At 70.9% G+C, this 13,976-nt stretch carries 15 protein-coding genes; 6 read left to right on the top strand and 9 right to left on the bottom strand.

Annotated features, from left to right (window positions below; all coding sequences use genetic code 11):
• Positions 1-6: 6 nt before the first annotated feature.
• Positions 7-1,332, top strand: coding sequence for a histidine-type phosphatase (locus ACIHEJ_RS14850; RefSeq protein WP_400135221.1), 1,326 nt, complete (start codon positions 7-9; stop codon positions 1,330-1,332).
• Between the two features lie 35 nt (positions 1,333-1,367).
• The gene (locus ACIHEJ_RS14845) at positions 1,368-1,901 is read left to right on the top strand and encodes a YcxB family protein (protein ID WP_400135220.1); all 534 of its coding nucleotides are present in this window, start codon (positions 1,368-1,370) and stop codon (positions 1,899-1,901) included.
• Here ACIHEJ_RS14845 and ACIHEJ_RS14840 read toward each other — a convergent pair.
• The 4 genes from ACIHEJ_RS14840 to ACIHEJ_RS14825 are packed head-to-tail and all read right to left on the bottom strand — an operon-like array spanning position 1,898 to position 5,038.
• Positions 1,898-2,329: a Fur family transcriptional regulator gene (locus tag ACIHEJ_RS14840; RefSeq protein ID WP_400135219.1), complete on the bottom strand. Its 432-nt coding sequence runs from the start codon at positions 2,327-2,329 to the stop codon at positions 1,898-1,900. The genes ACIHEJ_RS14845 and ACIHEJ_RS14840 overlap by 4 nt on opposite strands.
• Positions 2,330-2,340: 11 nt before the next feature.
• On the bottom strand, positions 2,341-3,294 hold the full coding sequence (locus tag ACIHEJ_RS14835) for a metal ABC transporter permease (protein ID WP_400135218.1): 954 nt from the start codon (positions 3,292-3,294) through the stop codon (positions 2,341-2,343).
• On the bottom strand, positions 3,294-4,064 hold the full coding sequence (locus ACIHEJ_RS14830) for a metal ABC transporter ATP-binding protein (RefSeq protein ID WP_400135217.1): 771 nt from the start codon (positions 4,062-4,064) through the stop codon (positions 3,294-3,296). The genes ACIHEJ_RS14835 and ACIHEJ_RS14830 overlap by 1 nt, the downstream gene beginning before the upstream one ends.
• Before the next feature lie 17 nt (positions 4,065-4,081).
• Complete coding sequence (locus ACIHEJ_RS14825; RefSeq protein ID WP_400135216.1) at positions 4,082-5,038, bottom strand: metal ABC transporter substrate-binding protein; 957 nt, start codon at positions 5,036-5,038, stop codon at positions 4,082-4,084.
• Positions 5,039-5,198: 160 nt separating this feature from the next.
• On the opposite strand from ACIHEJ_RS14825, the gene ACIHEJ_RS14820 reads away from it, so the two are divergent.
• Positions 5,199-6,581, top strand: a complete 1,383-nt coding sequence (locus ACIHEJ_RS14820; RefSeq protein ID WP_400135215.1) for a glycine--tRNA ligase — start codon at positions 5,199-5,201, stop codon at positions 6,579-6,581.
• 58 nt (positions 6,582-6,639) lie between these two features.
• Here ACIHEJ_RS14820 and ACIHEJ_RS14815 read toward each other — a convergent pair whose 3' ends face one another.
• Positions 6,640-7,746 (bottom strand): endonuclease/exonuclease/phosphatase family protein, encoded by a 1,107-nt coding sequence (locus tag ACIHEJ_RS14815; RefSeq protein ID WP_400135214.1) that lies wholly within the window; start codon positions 7,744-7,746, stop codon positions 6,640-6,642.
• Positions 7,747-7,882: 136 nt separating this feature from the next.
• Positions 7,883-8,929: a chitinase gene (locus ACIHEJ_RS14810; protein WP_400135213.1), complete on the bottom strand. Its 1,047-nt coding sequence runs from the start codon at positions 8,927-8,929 to the stop codon at positions 7,883-7,885.
• 145 nt (positions 8,930-9,074) lie between these two features.
• Here ACIHEJ_RS14810 and ACIHEJ_RS14805 point away from each other — a divergent pair, with 145 nt between their 5' ends.
• Entirely contained in the window at positions 9,075-10,085 is a 1,011-nt protein-coding gene (locus tag ACIHEJ_RS14805) for an aldo/keto reductase (protein ID WP_400135212.1), read from the top strand.
• Positions 10,086-10,111: 26 nt separating this feature from the next.
• Complete coding sequence (locus ACIHEJ_RS14800; RefSeq protein WP_400135211.1) at positions 10,112-10,711, top strand: TetR/AcrR family transcriptional regulator; 600 nt, start codon at positions 10,112-10,114, stop codon at positions 10,709-10,711.
• Here ACIHEJ_RS14800 and ACIHEJ_RS14795 read toward each other — a convergent pair.
• From ACIHEJ_RS14795 to ACIHEJ_RS14785, 3 genes are all read right to left on the bottom strand, one after another.
• The gene (locus ACIHEJ_RS14795; protein WP_400135210.1) at positions 10,692-11,105 is read right to left on the bottom strand and encodes a hypothetical protein; all 414 of its coding nucleotides are present in this window, start codon (positions 11,103-11,105) and stop codon (positions 10,692-10,694) included. The genes ACIHEJ_RS14800 and ACIHEJ_RS14795 overlap by 20 nt on opposite strands.
• A 133-nt stretch (positions 11,106-11,238) precedes the next feature.
• A complete protein-coding gene (locus ACIHEJ_RS14790) occupies positions 11,239-11,463 on the bottom strand; it encodes a hypothetical protein (RefSeq protein ID WP_400135209.1) in 225 nt (74 codons plus the stop codon).
• 102 nt (positions 11,464-11,565) lie between these two features.
• Positions 11,566-12,993 (bottom strand): MFS transporter, encoded by a 1,428-nt coding sequence (locus tag ACIHEJ_RS14785; RefSeq protein WP_400135208.1) that lies wholly within the window; start codon positions 12,991-12,993, stop codon positions 11,566-11,568.
• A 101-nt stretch (positions 12,994-13,094) separates the two neighbouring features.
• Between ACIHEJ_RS14785 and ACIHEJ_RS14780 the strand changes: the two genes are divergently transcribed.
• Complete coding sequence (locus tag ACIHEJ_RS14780; RefSeq protein ID WP_400135207.1) at positions 13,095-13,973, top strand: helix-turn-helix transcriptional regulator; 879 nt, start codon at positions 13,095-13,097, stop codon at positions 13,971-13,973.
• Positions 13,974-13,976: the final 3 nt, after the last annotated feature.

Here is a 13,976-nt window from a genome sequence, read left to right as displayed (position 1 = left end):
GGACTCATGAGACGTCTCACCCCTGTCCTCGCCCTCGGCGCCCTGCTGCTCACCGCGCTGCCCGCGCACGCCTCGGACGCCCCCGCCCACCGCGAGAGCTACGGCACGAAGGCGCCGTACGAGCCCCGACAGGGTGCGCGCACCTACCAGCGGCCGCCGGCCGGCTTCGAGCCCGTCTTCACCGAGAACGTCTCGCGGCACGGTTCCCGCTCGGCGACCGACAGCGCCGACGGCGACCTGATCCTCGCCCTGTGGGACAAGGCGGACGCGCAGGGGCAGCTCACCGCGAGGGGTGAGGAGTTCGGGCCGAAGGTGCGGGCGCTGCTCGCCGCCATGGCCGAGGTCGGCTACGGCAACCTCAGCGGGCGCGGCCGGCAGGAGATGCGGGACACGGCCCGGCGGATGCAGCAGCGGCTGCCCTCGCTGTTCACGCGGATCGCCGGCGAGGGCGAGAAGATCGACGTGGTCAGCTCCGGGCAGGGGCGGGCCGTGGACAGCGCCGGGGAGTACACGGGCGCGCTCGCCGCGGCCGAGCCGGCCCTGAAGCCGCTGATCGGGCCGACCCGCACCGACAAGGACCTGCTGTACTTCCACAAGGCGGCGGGCGGTGCGGCGTACCGGGACTACATCGCGAACGACCAGCGCCTCAAGGACACCCTCAGCGGCATCACCGACCGGCCGAGGACCCGACAGGCCGCCCGCCGCGTGCTGCGCCGGCTGTTCGAGGAGCCGTTCGTCGAGCAGATCACCGACCAGGTCGGTGCCGCCGAGGCCGTCTACAACCTGTACGGCATCGCCCCGGCGATGAGCGAGGAGAGCCCGGACGGCAAGGGCTGGGGCATGGACCGGTACATCTCCCGCTCCGACGCCGCCTGGTTCGGCTACCTGTCCGACGCCGAGGACTTCTACGAGAAGGGCCCCGGGTTCTCCGACAGCGACATCACGTACAAGATGGCGGACGTCCTGCTCGACGACTTCTTCCGGCAGGTCGAGGCCAAGCGGGACGGCACCGGCAACCTGGGCGCCGAGCTGCGCTTCACGCACGCCGAGGAGATCATCCCGCTGGCCGCGCTGATGGGCCTGCCGGGCAGCACGGAGCCGGCGACGCCGGGGGAGCCGTACACCTACGCCGACAACCCCTGGCGGGGCGCCTCCGTGGCTCCCCTGGGCGCGAACATCCAGTGGGACGTGTACGAGAAGAACGGCCGCTACCTGGTCCGCATGCTCTACAACGAGAAGGAGACGGCGTTCAAGGCCGGTTGCCGGCCGATCGCCAAGGGCAGCACGTTCTACGACCTGGACGAGCTGGAGCGGTGCTTCGGGCGCGGTTGATCGACTCGTCGGACCCGGCTGTACGATCCCGCCCCATGGTCATGGACATGGGGCGGGAGGCCGTCCAGGAGGCGGTCGAGCTGGTGTACCGGTCGCAGGCGCGGGACTATGCGTCGGCGCTGCGGGCGCGCCGGAAGGTCAGCAGGTCGGGCAGGCTGACGCGGGTGGCGACGGTCCTTCTGCTCGTGGCGTTCGCGGTGATCGCCGCGGCCGGACTGGCCGCCGGGCGGGTGGACTCGTTCCCTCTGATCCTCGTGTGCTACTTCGGCTTGGGGCTCGCCGTGCTGCCCCGGCTGCAGGCGCGCAGCCTGGCCAAGGCCGCCGATGTGAGCGGGCCGTGCCGTACGACGGTGACGGACGAGGGGCTGACGATCCGCGCCGAGCACGTCATGGTCGTCCAGGGCTGGGGCGCCCGGCCGGTGTACCGGGAGACCGGCGAGGTGTTCGCACTCTTCAGCGGTGACCGCGACGCCCGCTGCGTGACCCTGCTCCCCAAGCGGGGACTGGTCGACCCGGCGGACGTGGACCGACTGCGGGCGATCCTGGACCGCCACGTCAAGCGCGCCTAGCCGATACCGGTACCCGGCTGACCCGCGGCGCAGTCCGCGCACGTGCCGAAGATCTCCACCGTGTGGGCCACGTTCACATATCCGTGTTCGGCCGCGATGGCCTCGGCCCACTTCTCGACGGCCGGCCCCTCGACCTCGACCGCCTTGCCGCACGTACGGCACACCAGATGGTGATGGTGCTCCCCCGTGCTGCAGCGGCGGTAGACGGACTCGCCCTCGGAGGTGCGCAGGACGTCGACCTCGCCGGCCTCGGCGAGGGACTGCAGCGTGCGGTAGACGGTGGTGAGCCCGACCGAGTCGCCCTTGTGCTTGAGCATGTCGTGCAGTTCCTGCGCGCTGCGGAACTCGTCGACCTCGTCCAGGGCCGCCGCCACGGCTGCCCGCTGTCGGGTCGCGCGGCCCTTCACGGGCGGTCCAGCGGTCGTCACCGGTTGCCTCCTTACGTCTCGCCTCTGCCGCGGGCCATTGTGCCAGCCCGGGCTGTCGGCGGTCGGCCGCCGACCTCGTCCCCGGCGGCCCGCGTGGCCGGAATCGAGCACTCCGCCGGGTCCCCGGCGGGCTGTGCCGAGGTGGCCGCGCGGGCGCGTCGGCGGGCCAGCGGGGTGGCGAGGGCGGTCAGCGCGACGAACGCGCCGATGGTCAGCAGGACGATCGTCGCGCCGGGCGGGACGTCCTGGTAGTACGACGTGATCGTGCCGCTGACGGTCACGGCCACCCCGATCGCGACGGCGATCACGAAGGTGGCGGTGAAGCTGCGGCTGAGCTGCTGCGCCGCCGCCACCGGCACCACCATCAGCGCGGACACCAGCAGCAGGCCGACCACGCGCATGGCGACCGTGACCGTGACGGCCGCCGTGACCGCCGTGAGCAGGTTCAGCGCGCGCACCGGCAGGCCGGTGACCCGGGCGAACTCCTCGTCCTGGCTGACCGCGAACAGCTGGCGGCGCAGGCCCAGCGTGACCAGCAGCACGAAGGCCGCGAGCTCGCAGATCGCGGTCACGTCGGACTGCGAGACCGTGGACAGGGAGCCGAACAGGTACGAGGTCAGGTTGGCGTTGGAGCCGCCCGGCGCGAGGTTGATCAGCATCACGCCGCCGGCCATGCCGCCGTAGAAGAGCATGGCGAGGGCGATGTCGCCGCGGGTCTTGCCGTACCAGCGGATCAGTTCCATCAGGACCGCGCCGCAGACGGAGACGGCGGTCGCCGTCCAGACCGGGGAGGTGGAGAGGAGGAAGCCGAGGCCGACGCCGGTCATGGCCACGTGGCCGATGCCGTCGCCCATCAGGGCCTGGCGGCGCTGGACCAGGTAGATGCCGATGGCGGGCGCGGTGATGCCGACCAGGACGGCCGCCAGGAGCGACCGCTGCATGAATTCGTAGGTGAGGAAGTGCATCAGCTCAGCAGTCCCGTGCGGATCGGTTCGGTGCCCGCGGGTGCGTGCGGGTGGACGTGGTCGTGGCCGGGCAAGGCGTGCTGGCCGACGGCCTGTGGGGGCGGGCCGTCGTGCAGGACGCAGCCGTCGCGCAGGACGACCGCCCGGTCGATCAGGGGCTCCAGCGGGCCCAGTTCGTGCAGCACCAGCAGGACCGTCGTACCGGCCTCGACCTGCTGTTTCAGCGTCCGCGCCAGCACCTCCTGGCTGGCCAGGTCGACACCCGCCATCGGCTCGTCCATGATCAGCAGCTCGGGCTCGGCGACCAGCGCGCGGGCGATGAGCACGCGCTGGTGCTGGCCGCCGGACAGGGCGTTCACGGAGTCCTTGGCGCGGTCCGCCATGCCGACCAGCTCCAGGGCCCGGTGCACGGCCTCCCGGTCGGCCCTGCGGAAGACCCCGAAGCGGGTGCGGGAGAGGCGCCCCGCCGAGACGATCTCGGTGACCGTCGCCGGGACCCCGCCGGCGGCTGTGGTGCGCTGCGGTACGTATCCCACGCGCGCCCAGTCGCGGAAGGCGCGGCGCGGGGTGCCGAACAGCTCGACCGTGCCGCCGCCGACCGGCACCTGGCCGATGATCGCGCGGATCGCCGTCGACTTGCCGGAGCCGTTCGCGCCGAGCAGCGCGACGACCTCGCCCCGGCCGACGGTGAGGTCGATGCCGCGCAGCACCGGTCGCGCGCCGAGTTCGGCGGTGACCTTGCGCAGGGCTATGACGGGCTCGTTGGTCATCTCGTCTCCCGTGCTGCTCACTTGGCGCCCAGCGCCTGCCGGAGGGCCTTGAGGTTGGCCTGCTGGACGGAGAAGTAGTCCGTGCCGCGGGACTTGGCGGTGATGCCCTCGAGGGGGTCGAGGACGTCCGTCTTCAGGCCCGTGTCGTGCGCGACGGTCTTCGCGGTGCTGTCGCTGACGAGGGTCTCGTAGAAGACGGTGGAGACGCCGTCGGCCTCGGCCATCGACTCCAGGTCCTTGATCCGCTCGGCGCTGGGTTCGGAGTCGGGGTCGAGGCCGTTGATGGCCTCCTCGGTGAGGCCGTAGCGCTCGGCGAGGTAGCCGAAGGCGGCGTGCGTGGTGATGAAGACCTTGGTCTTCGTGTGCGCGAGGCTCTGCTGGAACGCGAAGTTCAGGGCGTCCAGCTTCCCCACCAGTTTCACGGTGTTCTGCCGGTAGTCGGCCGCGTGCTTCGGGTCGGCCTTCGCGAAGGCGTCGCCGACGCCCTCGGCGACCTGGGCGTAGCGCACCGGGTCGAGCCAGAGGTGCGGGTCCTTGCCCGCCGACTCCTCGCTCGTGCGGGTGTCGTGGGCCGCCGCGTGGCCGCCGACCTCGTTGCCGTGGTTCTCCAGCGTGGTCAGGGAGGCCGCGTCGATCTTCGTCTTCACCGGGGACTGGGCCACCGCGTTGTCGACGGCGGGCTGGAGGCCCTTCAGGTACAGGACCGCGTCGGAGTCCTCGAGCGAGCCGATCTGCCGGGGAGTGAGCTCCAGGTCGTGCGGCTCCTGGCCGGGCGTGGTCAGACTGGTGACGTGGACGTGGCTGCCGCCGATCTGCTCGGCGAGGAACTGCATCGGGTAGAACGACGCGACGACGTCGAACTTGCCGGTGCCGGCCGCCGCCCTGTCGCCGCCGCAGGCGGAGAGCGTGCCGATCCCGACGGCGGTGGCCGCCGCGACCGCGGCGGCGGGTATGAGGCGTCGTCTTACGTTCATGACAGTCATTTTCAACTAACATGGAAACCGTTGTCAACAACGGTCGTCAGGGGTTCAAAGCAGGGGCCGATTTGGTCGTGGGGGAGCCTGCGCCGGTAACCTGAATCATTCGCTGGAAGCATCTCGCTTCAACGCCCGTCGTCGTAATGAAGAGAGCACCGTGGCCGCCGACAAGATCGACACCATCGTCAGCCTGAGCAAGCGCCGTGGCTTCGTTTTCCCGTGCAGTGAGATCTACGGCGGACAGCGTGCCGCCTGGGACTACGGACCGCTGGGTGTCGAGCTCAAGGAGAACATCAAGCGCCAGTGGTGGCGCTACATGGTGACGTCGCGCGAGGACGTGGTCGGTATCGACTCGTCCGTCATCCTGGCGTCCGAGGTCTGGGTCGCGTCCGGCCACGTCGCCACCTTCACGGACCCGCTGACCGAGTGCACCGCGTGTCACAAGCGGTTCCGCGCCGACCACCTGGAAGAGGCGTACGAGGAGAAGAAGGGCCACGCCCCGGCGAACGGCCTGGCCGACATCAACTGCCCGAACTGCGGCAACAAGGGCCAGTTCACCGAGCCCAAGCAGTTCTCGGGTCTCCTCTCCACCCACCTCGGCCCGACCCAGGACTCCGGCTCGGTCGCCTACCTGCGCCCCGAGACCGCCCAGGGCATCTTCACCAACTTCGCCCAGGTGCAGACCACCTCGCGCCGCAAGCCCCCGTTCGGCATCGCCCAGATGGGCAAGTCCTTCCGCAACGAGATCACGCCCGGCAACTTCATCTTCCGCACCCGCGAGTTCGAGCAGATGGAGATGGAGTTCTTCGTCAAGCCGGGCGAGGACGAGAAGTGGCAGGAGTACTGGATGGAGCAGCGCTGGAACTGGTACACCGGCCTGGGCCTGCGTGAGGAGAACATGCGCTGGTACGAGCACCCGAAGGAGAAGCTCTCCCACTACTCCAAGCGCACCGCCGACATCGAGTACCGCTTCCAGTTCGGCGGCAGCGAGTGGGGCGAGCTCGAGGGTGTCGCCAACCGCACCGACTACGACCTCGGCGCCCACTCCAAGGCCTCCGGCCAGGACCTGGCCTACTACGACCAGGAGGCCCAGGAGCGCTGGACGCCGTACGTCATCGAGCCGGCGGCGGGTGTCGGCCGCACCATGCTGGCCTTCCTGCTCGACGCCTACGTCGAGGACGAGGCGCCGAACGCCAAGGGCAAGATGGAGAAGCGGACCGTGCTGCGGCTGGACCACCGCCTCGCCCCGGTGAAGGTCGCCGTCCTCCCGCTGTCCCGCAACCCCGAGCTGTCCCCGAAGGCCAAGGGCCTCGCGCAGGCGCTGCGCCAGCACTGGAACATCGAGTTCGACGACGCGGGCGCCATCGGCCGCCGCTACCGCCGCCAGGACGAGATCGGTACGCCGTACTGCGTGACCGTCGACTTCGACACGCTCGAGGACAACGCCGTCACGGTGCGTGAGCGTGACTCGATGAAGCAGGAGCGGGTGTCCCTGGACCAGATCGAGGGCTACCTCGCGGGTCGTCTGCTCGGCTGCTGACGCCGTACCTCCGCCCGCCCTCCAGCCGACCCGGTCGGCCGGAGGGCGGGCGTTTTCGTCACAGGTCCACGTCCACGTACAGCGCGGCGTGGTCCGACGCCTCGTCCGTCTTCGCCTGCACGCTCCGGAAGTGGTTCGCGTGGGCGAAGATGCCCCGCGTCTCCAGGCCGACCTCCTGCACCTTCCCCCACAGCGCGGGCGGCAGCAGGACGTAGTCGAGCTTGTCCTGCTTGTCCTGGCAGGTGCCGTGGGTGCCGGGCTCCCCGTGGTAGGAGGAGTGGCTCATCACATCGCGCAGACCGGTGTCCAGCAGCACTCCGACCGGCTTGCTGTCCGGGAAGTCGTTGAGGTCTCCGGCGACCACCACGTTCGTGGTGCGCTGCAGCGCGGCCCGGTAGATCTCCGCGACCCGTTCCGCCTGCGCCAGGCGCAGCTCCGGGTCGTCGCCGGCCTTGCTCTTGAGGTGGTTGCCGAGGATCACCAGGCTGCCCCGGTCGAGCTGGATCTCGTACTCGGGGCAGTCGCGGCTGAACAAGGGCTTCGCCGGGTGCGCCGGGTTCGGGTCGAAGAGGTGCGGCCGGACGGATGTGATGGGGAAGCGGCTGAGGATCCCGATGTCGATGCCCCGCGGGTCGTTGCCGTCGACCAGCAGATTGAAGGGGTACGGCTGCCATCCCAGGCCCAGGACGTGCTGGTTGAAACGGTCCAGGGTGAGCCGGTCCTCCACCTCGGGCACCAGCAGGACGTCGGCGTTCACCTCCCTGACGACCCGCCCGGTGTTGCTGACCGCGGTCATGTCCAGGTCGTCCTGCGTGAGTTCGGCCCAGCCGGCCCACGCGCCCCGGCCACCCGCGAGGATCGGCAGCTGTGTCGGGTGCGATCCCGGCGGGGGCGTGTCGAAGAGGCCGCTCTTCTTGCCGGGGCGGTTCTGGTTGACGTAGATCAGCGGCGGGTCGTCGCGGTCGCTGCTGTACGCCCGGTGCTTCAGGACGAGCGCCGAGATCTTCTGCTTGTCGTCGTCGGTGTACGTCTCCTTGTCCAGGAGAGCGATCAACGTGTCGAAGTCGTGGAGGACTTGCTCCCGGTCCGACGCCTTCGCGAGACGGAAGACGGAGGGGCGGCGGAAGAGGTTCTCGGTGTTGAAGGTGGCGATACGGATGGCCATCGCGGCCTCCTCGGCGGCGCTGGAACACCGCACGGCCGACGGCAGGCGCCGCCTGGAGGCTGCTCGTCGGCAGTTCCCATTCTCCGGTCGGTGGCGCACCGTGTCCAACGGAGCGGAGGGCACGGGCGGGCCGGGCTCAACGGCCCTGCAGCGACTCGACGTTGTCGCCGAAGGTCCAGTTCTTCGCGCCGTCCCAGTTGATCGACCAGGTCATCAGGCCCTTGAGCGAGGTGCCGTAGTGCTTCCAGGCCTGGGAGACCAGGGACGGTGACATGTAGCCGCCGCCCGCGCCGGGCTGGGCGGGCAGGCCCGGGACCTGCTTGTCGTACGGAACCTTGACGGTGGCGCCCTGGACCACCAGACCCTTGTTCAGGCAGTCGGTCTGGGCGGTGAAGCCCGCGACCGTGCCCGCCTCGTAGGAGTCGCCGGAGCAGCCGTACATGCTGCCGTTGTAGTACTGCATGTTCAGCCACCACAGGCGGCCGTTGTCGGCGTACTTCTTGACGATCGGCAGGTACGCGCCCCAGATCGAGCCGTACGTGATGCTGCCGCCGGTGACGTAGGCGGTCTCCGGTGCCATCGTCAGGCCGAAGTTCGACGGCATCCGCGCGAGGACGCCGTCGATGATCCGGATCAAGTTGGTCTGGGAGGCGGAGAGTTGGTTGATGTTTCCACTGTTCGTCAGGCCCGTCTCGATGTCGATGTCGATGCCGTCGAAGTTGTACTTCTTCAGGATCGGCACGATCGTCGCCACGAAGCGGTCGGCGACGGCCGAGGAGGACAGGTCGATACCGGCCGCCGCCCCGCCGATGGACAGCAGGATCGTCTGACCGGACGCCTTGGCCGCGCACATCTCGGCGGGCGTGGCCACCTTCACACCGGAGTCCATGCCGTCCTCCCACAGGGCCGTCCCGTCGGAGCGGATCACCGGGAACGCCGCGTCGATCACGTTGTAGCCGTGCGCGGGGATGCGGGAGTCGGTGACGGGGGTCCAGCCGAAGGGCGGGTGGACCCCGTTGGCGGCGCCGTCCCAGTTCTCCCAGTAGCCCTGGAGCACCTTTCCGGCCGGGCGGGACTTCACGGCACAGGTGTCGGCGGCGGAGGCCGTGCCGGCGGCGGGCAGCTGGGTGAGACAGGCGGTCGCGAGCGCGGCGGCGACCAGGCGCAGGGCGCGACGGATCATGCGGGCCTCCCGGTGGGGGTGCGGTGAGGTGTCGTAGGCATGACAGTGGGCTGGTCCAGACCTGTCGTCAATAGGTCTGAACCAATCGAACGGCTATGGAATGACAGATATTGAAATCTGTCAGCTGTCATGGCAGGGTGGAGCCATGACGATGCGCACACGACACCTCGGAACCACCGGCCCCCACGTCTCCGCCCTCGGCCTCGGCTGCATGGGCATGTCCGCGCTGTACGGCGACGCCGACCGAGCGGAATCCGTCGCGACGATCCACGCCGCCCTGGAGGCGGGCGTCACCCTGCTGGACACCGGCGACTTCTACGCCATGGGGCACAACGAGATGCTGATCGGCGAGGCCCTCCGCGCCGCACCGGCCGCCGCCCGGGAGCGGGCGCTGGTCAGCGTGAAGTTCGGCGCCCTGCGCGACCCGGAGGGCAACTGGAGCGGGTACGACGGCCGCCCGGCCGCCGTGAAGAACTTCGCCGCCTACTCCCTGCAGCGCCTGGGCGTCGACCACATCGACGTCTACCGGATCGCCCGGCTCGACCCGGACGTGCCGATCGAGGAGACCGTCGGCGCGATCGGCGAGCTGATCGAGAAGGGGTACGTCCGGCACGTGGGCCTCAGCGAGGTCGGCGCCGAGACGGTCCGGCGGGCCGCCGCCACCGCCCCGGTCGCCGACCTGCAGATCGAGTACTCGCTGATCTCCCGCGGCATCGAGCGGGAGATCCTGCCCACCGTCCGTGAGCTGGGCATCGGGATCACGGCTTACGGGGTGCTCTCCCGCGGCCTGATCTCCGGCCACTTCACCCGCGACCGGCAGCTCGCCGCGCACGACTTCCGCGCCCACTCGCCCCGCTTCCAGGGCGAGAACCTCCAGCACAACCTGAACCTCGTCGACGCCCTGCGCAAGATCGCCGAGCAGAAGGGTGCGACGGTCGCGCAGACCGCCATCGCCTGGGTGCTCTCCCGCGGGGAGGACATCGTTCCGCTGGTCGGCGCCCGCACCCGCGAGCGGCTGGGCGAGTCGCTGGGCGCGCTGGACGTGACCCTGGACGCCGCCGACCTCGCGGCGATCGAGGAGGCCGTACCGGCGGACGCGGCGGCCGGCGACCGCTACCCGAGCGCCCAGATGGCACACCTCGACAGCGAGCGCTGACTCCGCTGCCGGGTACGGTCTAGGACATGGCACCGACCAGCGAGACCCTGACCGCCGAGCGCATCCTCGAAGCCACCGAGGAGGTGCTGCGCCGCCACGGCCCGGCCAAGGCCACCGTGGTCGACGTGGCCCGCGCGCTCGGCGTCAGCCACGGCAGCGTCTACCGGCACTTCCGCACCAAGGCGGCACTGCGGGAAGCGGTGACCAAGCGCTGGCTGGACCGGACGTCGCAGCAGCTCGCCGGGATCGTCGCCGCCGACGGCCTGGATCCCGAGCAGCGGCTGCGGGCCTGGCTGGCGGCGCTGTTCGCGGCCAAGCGGCACAAGGCCGGTGACGACCCCGAACTGTTCGCCACCTACACGGTGTTGACGGACGAGAACGGCACGGTCGTCGGCGAGCACATAGCCGAGCTGACCGCCCAGCTGACCCGGATCATCGACGACGGAGCCGGGCCGGGCACCTTCCGCGTGCCCGACCCGGCTGCCGCGGCCCGGGCCGTCTTCCAGGCCACCGGCCGTTTCCACGACCCCTGTTACGCCCGGGAGTGGACCCGCCCCGGCATCGACGAGGAGTTCACGGCCGTCGTGGACCTGCTGGTACGGGGGCTCAGCTCACCTTCACGGTGACGGGCGGCGAGTAGACCTTCCCGGACGCGTTCACGCCGGCGACGCGCAGCTTCTCCATGCCCTTGGTGCCGAGTTGGGCGAGGATGGCGTACGAGCTGCCCTTCTTGACCTTGGCGGTCGCCCTCAGCGGGACCCACTTGTCGTTCTTCATGTGCTGGAGCACCAGCGGAGCACCGACGTTCAGACCCTTGGTGCGGCCCGTGATCTTCACCTTGTCACCGGCCTTCACGGTGTTCCCGTGGGCCGTGATGGTGATCGAGGCGGCCATGGTGCTGTCGGGGCTGGGCTTGGTGGCGGCGAGGGCTCCGGCCGTCCCGCCGGACAGCAGCGCCGCGGACAGGGCGCAGGTGCCCAGTGCACGGCCGTAGCGGTGGTGGCGGAGTACCGAGGTCATGTTCGTCTCCTGTCGCTCGGCGGACCTTCCCAGGCTGAACCCGGTCGGCGCGGGCGGCCAGTCGAGACAGCTGGGAACGGCCCCTGGCCCGGGGGAGGAGCGCAGGTCGAGCAGGGTGCCGGGGGCGGGTCGCTCAGCGCGACGGCTGCCGGGCCGCCGCCGGGTCGACCGTCGCCTGGTGGGCCTCGGCGAGGTGTTCCTCCGCCTTCAGCCAGGGCAGGAACTGTGCCCCCTTCCGCCAGCCGCAGGTATTGCATCTGATCGTGCGCTGCACGCCCGTGCGGACCACCCTGACCACGTGTTCGCGGCCGTGCTGGTCCCAGCGGCTGACCTTGCTCGAGTTGGCGCTCTGCGGCATGACCCCTCCCGGTTCCCACACGTGTGACCGCAAGGAGTGTGCAGCACGAGCAACATCAACAGGGTCAGGTTCACGGTGAGTTGTCCGAGCCGTCCGCCCGGCTCAGCCGACCGTGCGGGGCAGGCGCAGGCTCAGCAGACCGGTGAGCACCACCCCGGCCAGCTGCACCAGCAGCGCGGTGACCAGCGCGTCCCGCATGCCCATGCGCGGCACGAGGGTGAGGAACAGGGTGCCGAGGGTGGCCACGCCCAGGGCGAGCGCGGACTGCTGTGTGGTGACCATCACACCGCTGCCGACACCGGCCCGGGCGGGCGGCACCTCGGACATCACGATCCGGAACACGTTGGGCAGTTGCAGCGCCTGCCCGGCACCGGCCACGGCCGCGCCCGGCAGCAGCGAACCGAAGCCCAGATGCGGCCAGTCCCGCCAGGCGGTCAGCACGATCAGCAGCACGCCCACGGCCTGGATGCCCGCCCCGGCGGTGACCACCCGGGTGCCGTACCGGGCGATCAGCCGAGGCCCGGCCAGGGAGACGAACAGAAACGTCACGGCCATCGGCGCGAGCGCGAGCCCGGCCGGCACCGGACCGAGCCGGGCGCCCTGCTGCAGCGCCAGCGCTATCACGAACATGAACCCGCTGAAGCCGATCGAGAAGGGCAGCATCAGCACCAGCCCGCGCCGCAGCGAGACCAGTCCCAGCAGGCTCGGCGGCACCAGCGGGGTCCGGCCCGCCCGGTCCGCGCGCCGCTCCACGGACCAGAACGCGGCGGCGGCGACCGGGAACGCGGCCAACGACAGCCACGTCCACAGCGGCCAGCCCGCCGCCCGGCCCTCGGTGAGCGGCGCGAGCAGCGTCAGCAGGGACGCCGCGAGCAGCACGGTGCCGGGCCCGTCGACCGGTTCCGGGTGCTGCGAGCGGGTCTCGGGCACGAGCCGTACGGCCAGCACCAGCCCGGCCAGGACCACGGGCACGTTGACCAGGAACACCGCCCGCCACCCGGTGCCGGCGATGTCGGCCGCGACGAGCACCCCGCCGAGGATCTGCCCGGCCACCATGGACAGCCCGGCCGTGGCGCCGTACAGGCTCATGGCGCGCGCCCGGCGCCCGCCGCTCGTCGCGGCCTGGATGGTGGCGAGCACCTGCGGCAGCATCGCGGCGGCCGCGGCGCCCTGCGCGATCCGCGCCGCGACCAGGCTCCAGGCGCCGGGTGCCAGCCCGCACGCCAGGGAGGTGAGCCCGAAGGCGGCCATCCCGCCGAGGAACAGCCGGCGCCGCCCGAACAGGTCCCCGAGCCGCCCGCCGAGCACGAGCAGCACGGCGTACGCGACCCCGTACCCGGCGACGACCAGCTCCAGCACGGCCTCGCCCGCGTGCAGGTCGGCGCCGATGGTGGGCAGGGCGACGTTGACGATGAAGAAGTCGACCAGCGGCAGCGCCGCGGCCAGCAGAACGGTGAACAGCCCGAACCCGCCGAGTGCGGGCGGGGCGGCCGTCGTACGGACGACCGGGGTGGTGACGGTTTCACTCATGCCTCCGAGCCTCCGCCCCCGCCCAGACGGGTACCAGAGTCTCCTTGTCCTGGTAGAAGAACTACCTGGCAACAGGCTGCCGGGGGCGGCACTCTGTAACCATGACGACCACGGCCCAGGAGACCACCCCGAGGCCCGGCCGGGGCTCGGAGATCCGGCGCAGCGAGCTGGCCGCGTTTCTGCGCAGCCGGCGTGAGCGCATCACCCCCGAGCAGGTGGGGCTGCCACGCGGTGCCCGGCGGCGCACCCCCGGTCTGCGCCGGGAGGAGGTCGCCCAGCTCTCCGCGGTCGGCGTCACCTGGTACACCTGGCTGGAACAGGCCCGCGACATCCAGGTCTCCGTGCAGGTCCTTGACGCCCTGGCGCGCACCCTGCGGCTGGACGCCAGCGAGCGGGCCCACCTCTTCCAGCTGGCCGGCGCCACCGACCCGACCCCCGCGGCGAACTGTCCCAGCGTGACCCCGGCCCTGCGCGCGCTGCTGGACAGCCTGGACCCGATCCCGGCCTGCATCCAGAACAGCCGGTACGACATCCTCGCCTACAACCGCACCTACGGCCTCCTGCTGAGCGACCTGGACGCGGTCCCGCCCGAGGACCGCAACTGCATGCTCCTCGTGTACACGAACAAGGACTGGCAGGCGGCCGTCGTGCACCTGGAGGAGTCCCAGCGCCTGATGGCCGCCCGGCTGCGCGCCTCCCTGGCCGGTCACCTCGGCGAGCCGGCCTGGAAGATGCTGCTCAAGCGGTTGGAGACGCAGTCCCCGCAGTTCCGCGAGAACTGGGAGCGCTACGAGGTGGTCGGCACCCGCACCAAGTCCAAGGAGTTCCTCAACCCCTACGTCGGTCACCTCATGCTGGAGCACACCGACCTGTGGCTCGGCCCCGAGCTGGGCGCCCGCATGGTGACGTACACACCGAGGACCGAGGAGACCCGCGAGCGCCTGGAGCGGCTGCACGCCCTCGCGCTGAGCAGGGTCTGACAG

The organism is Streptomyces sp. NPDC052301 (assembly GCF_044593395.1).
Lineage (GTDB): Bacteria > Actinomycetota > Actinomycetes > Streptomycetales > Streptomycetaceae > Streptomyces.
Note: the sequence above shows the minus strand (reverse complement) of the source record. Positions and strands in the feature narration are given on the sequence as shown.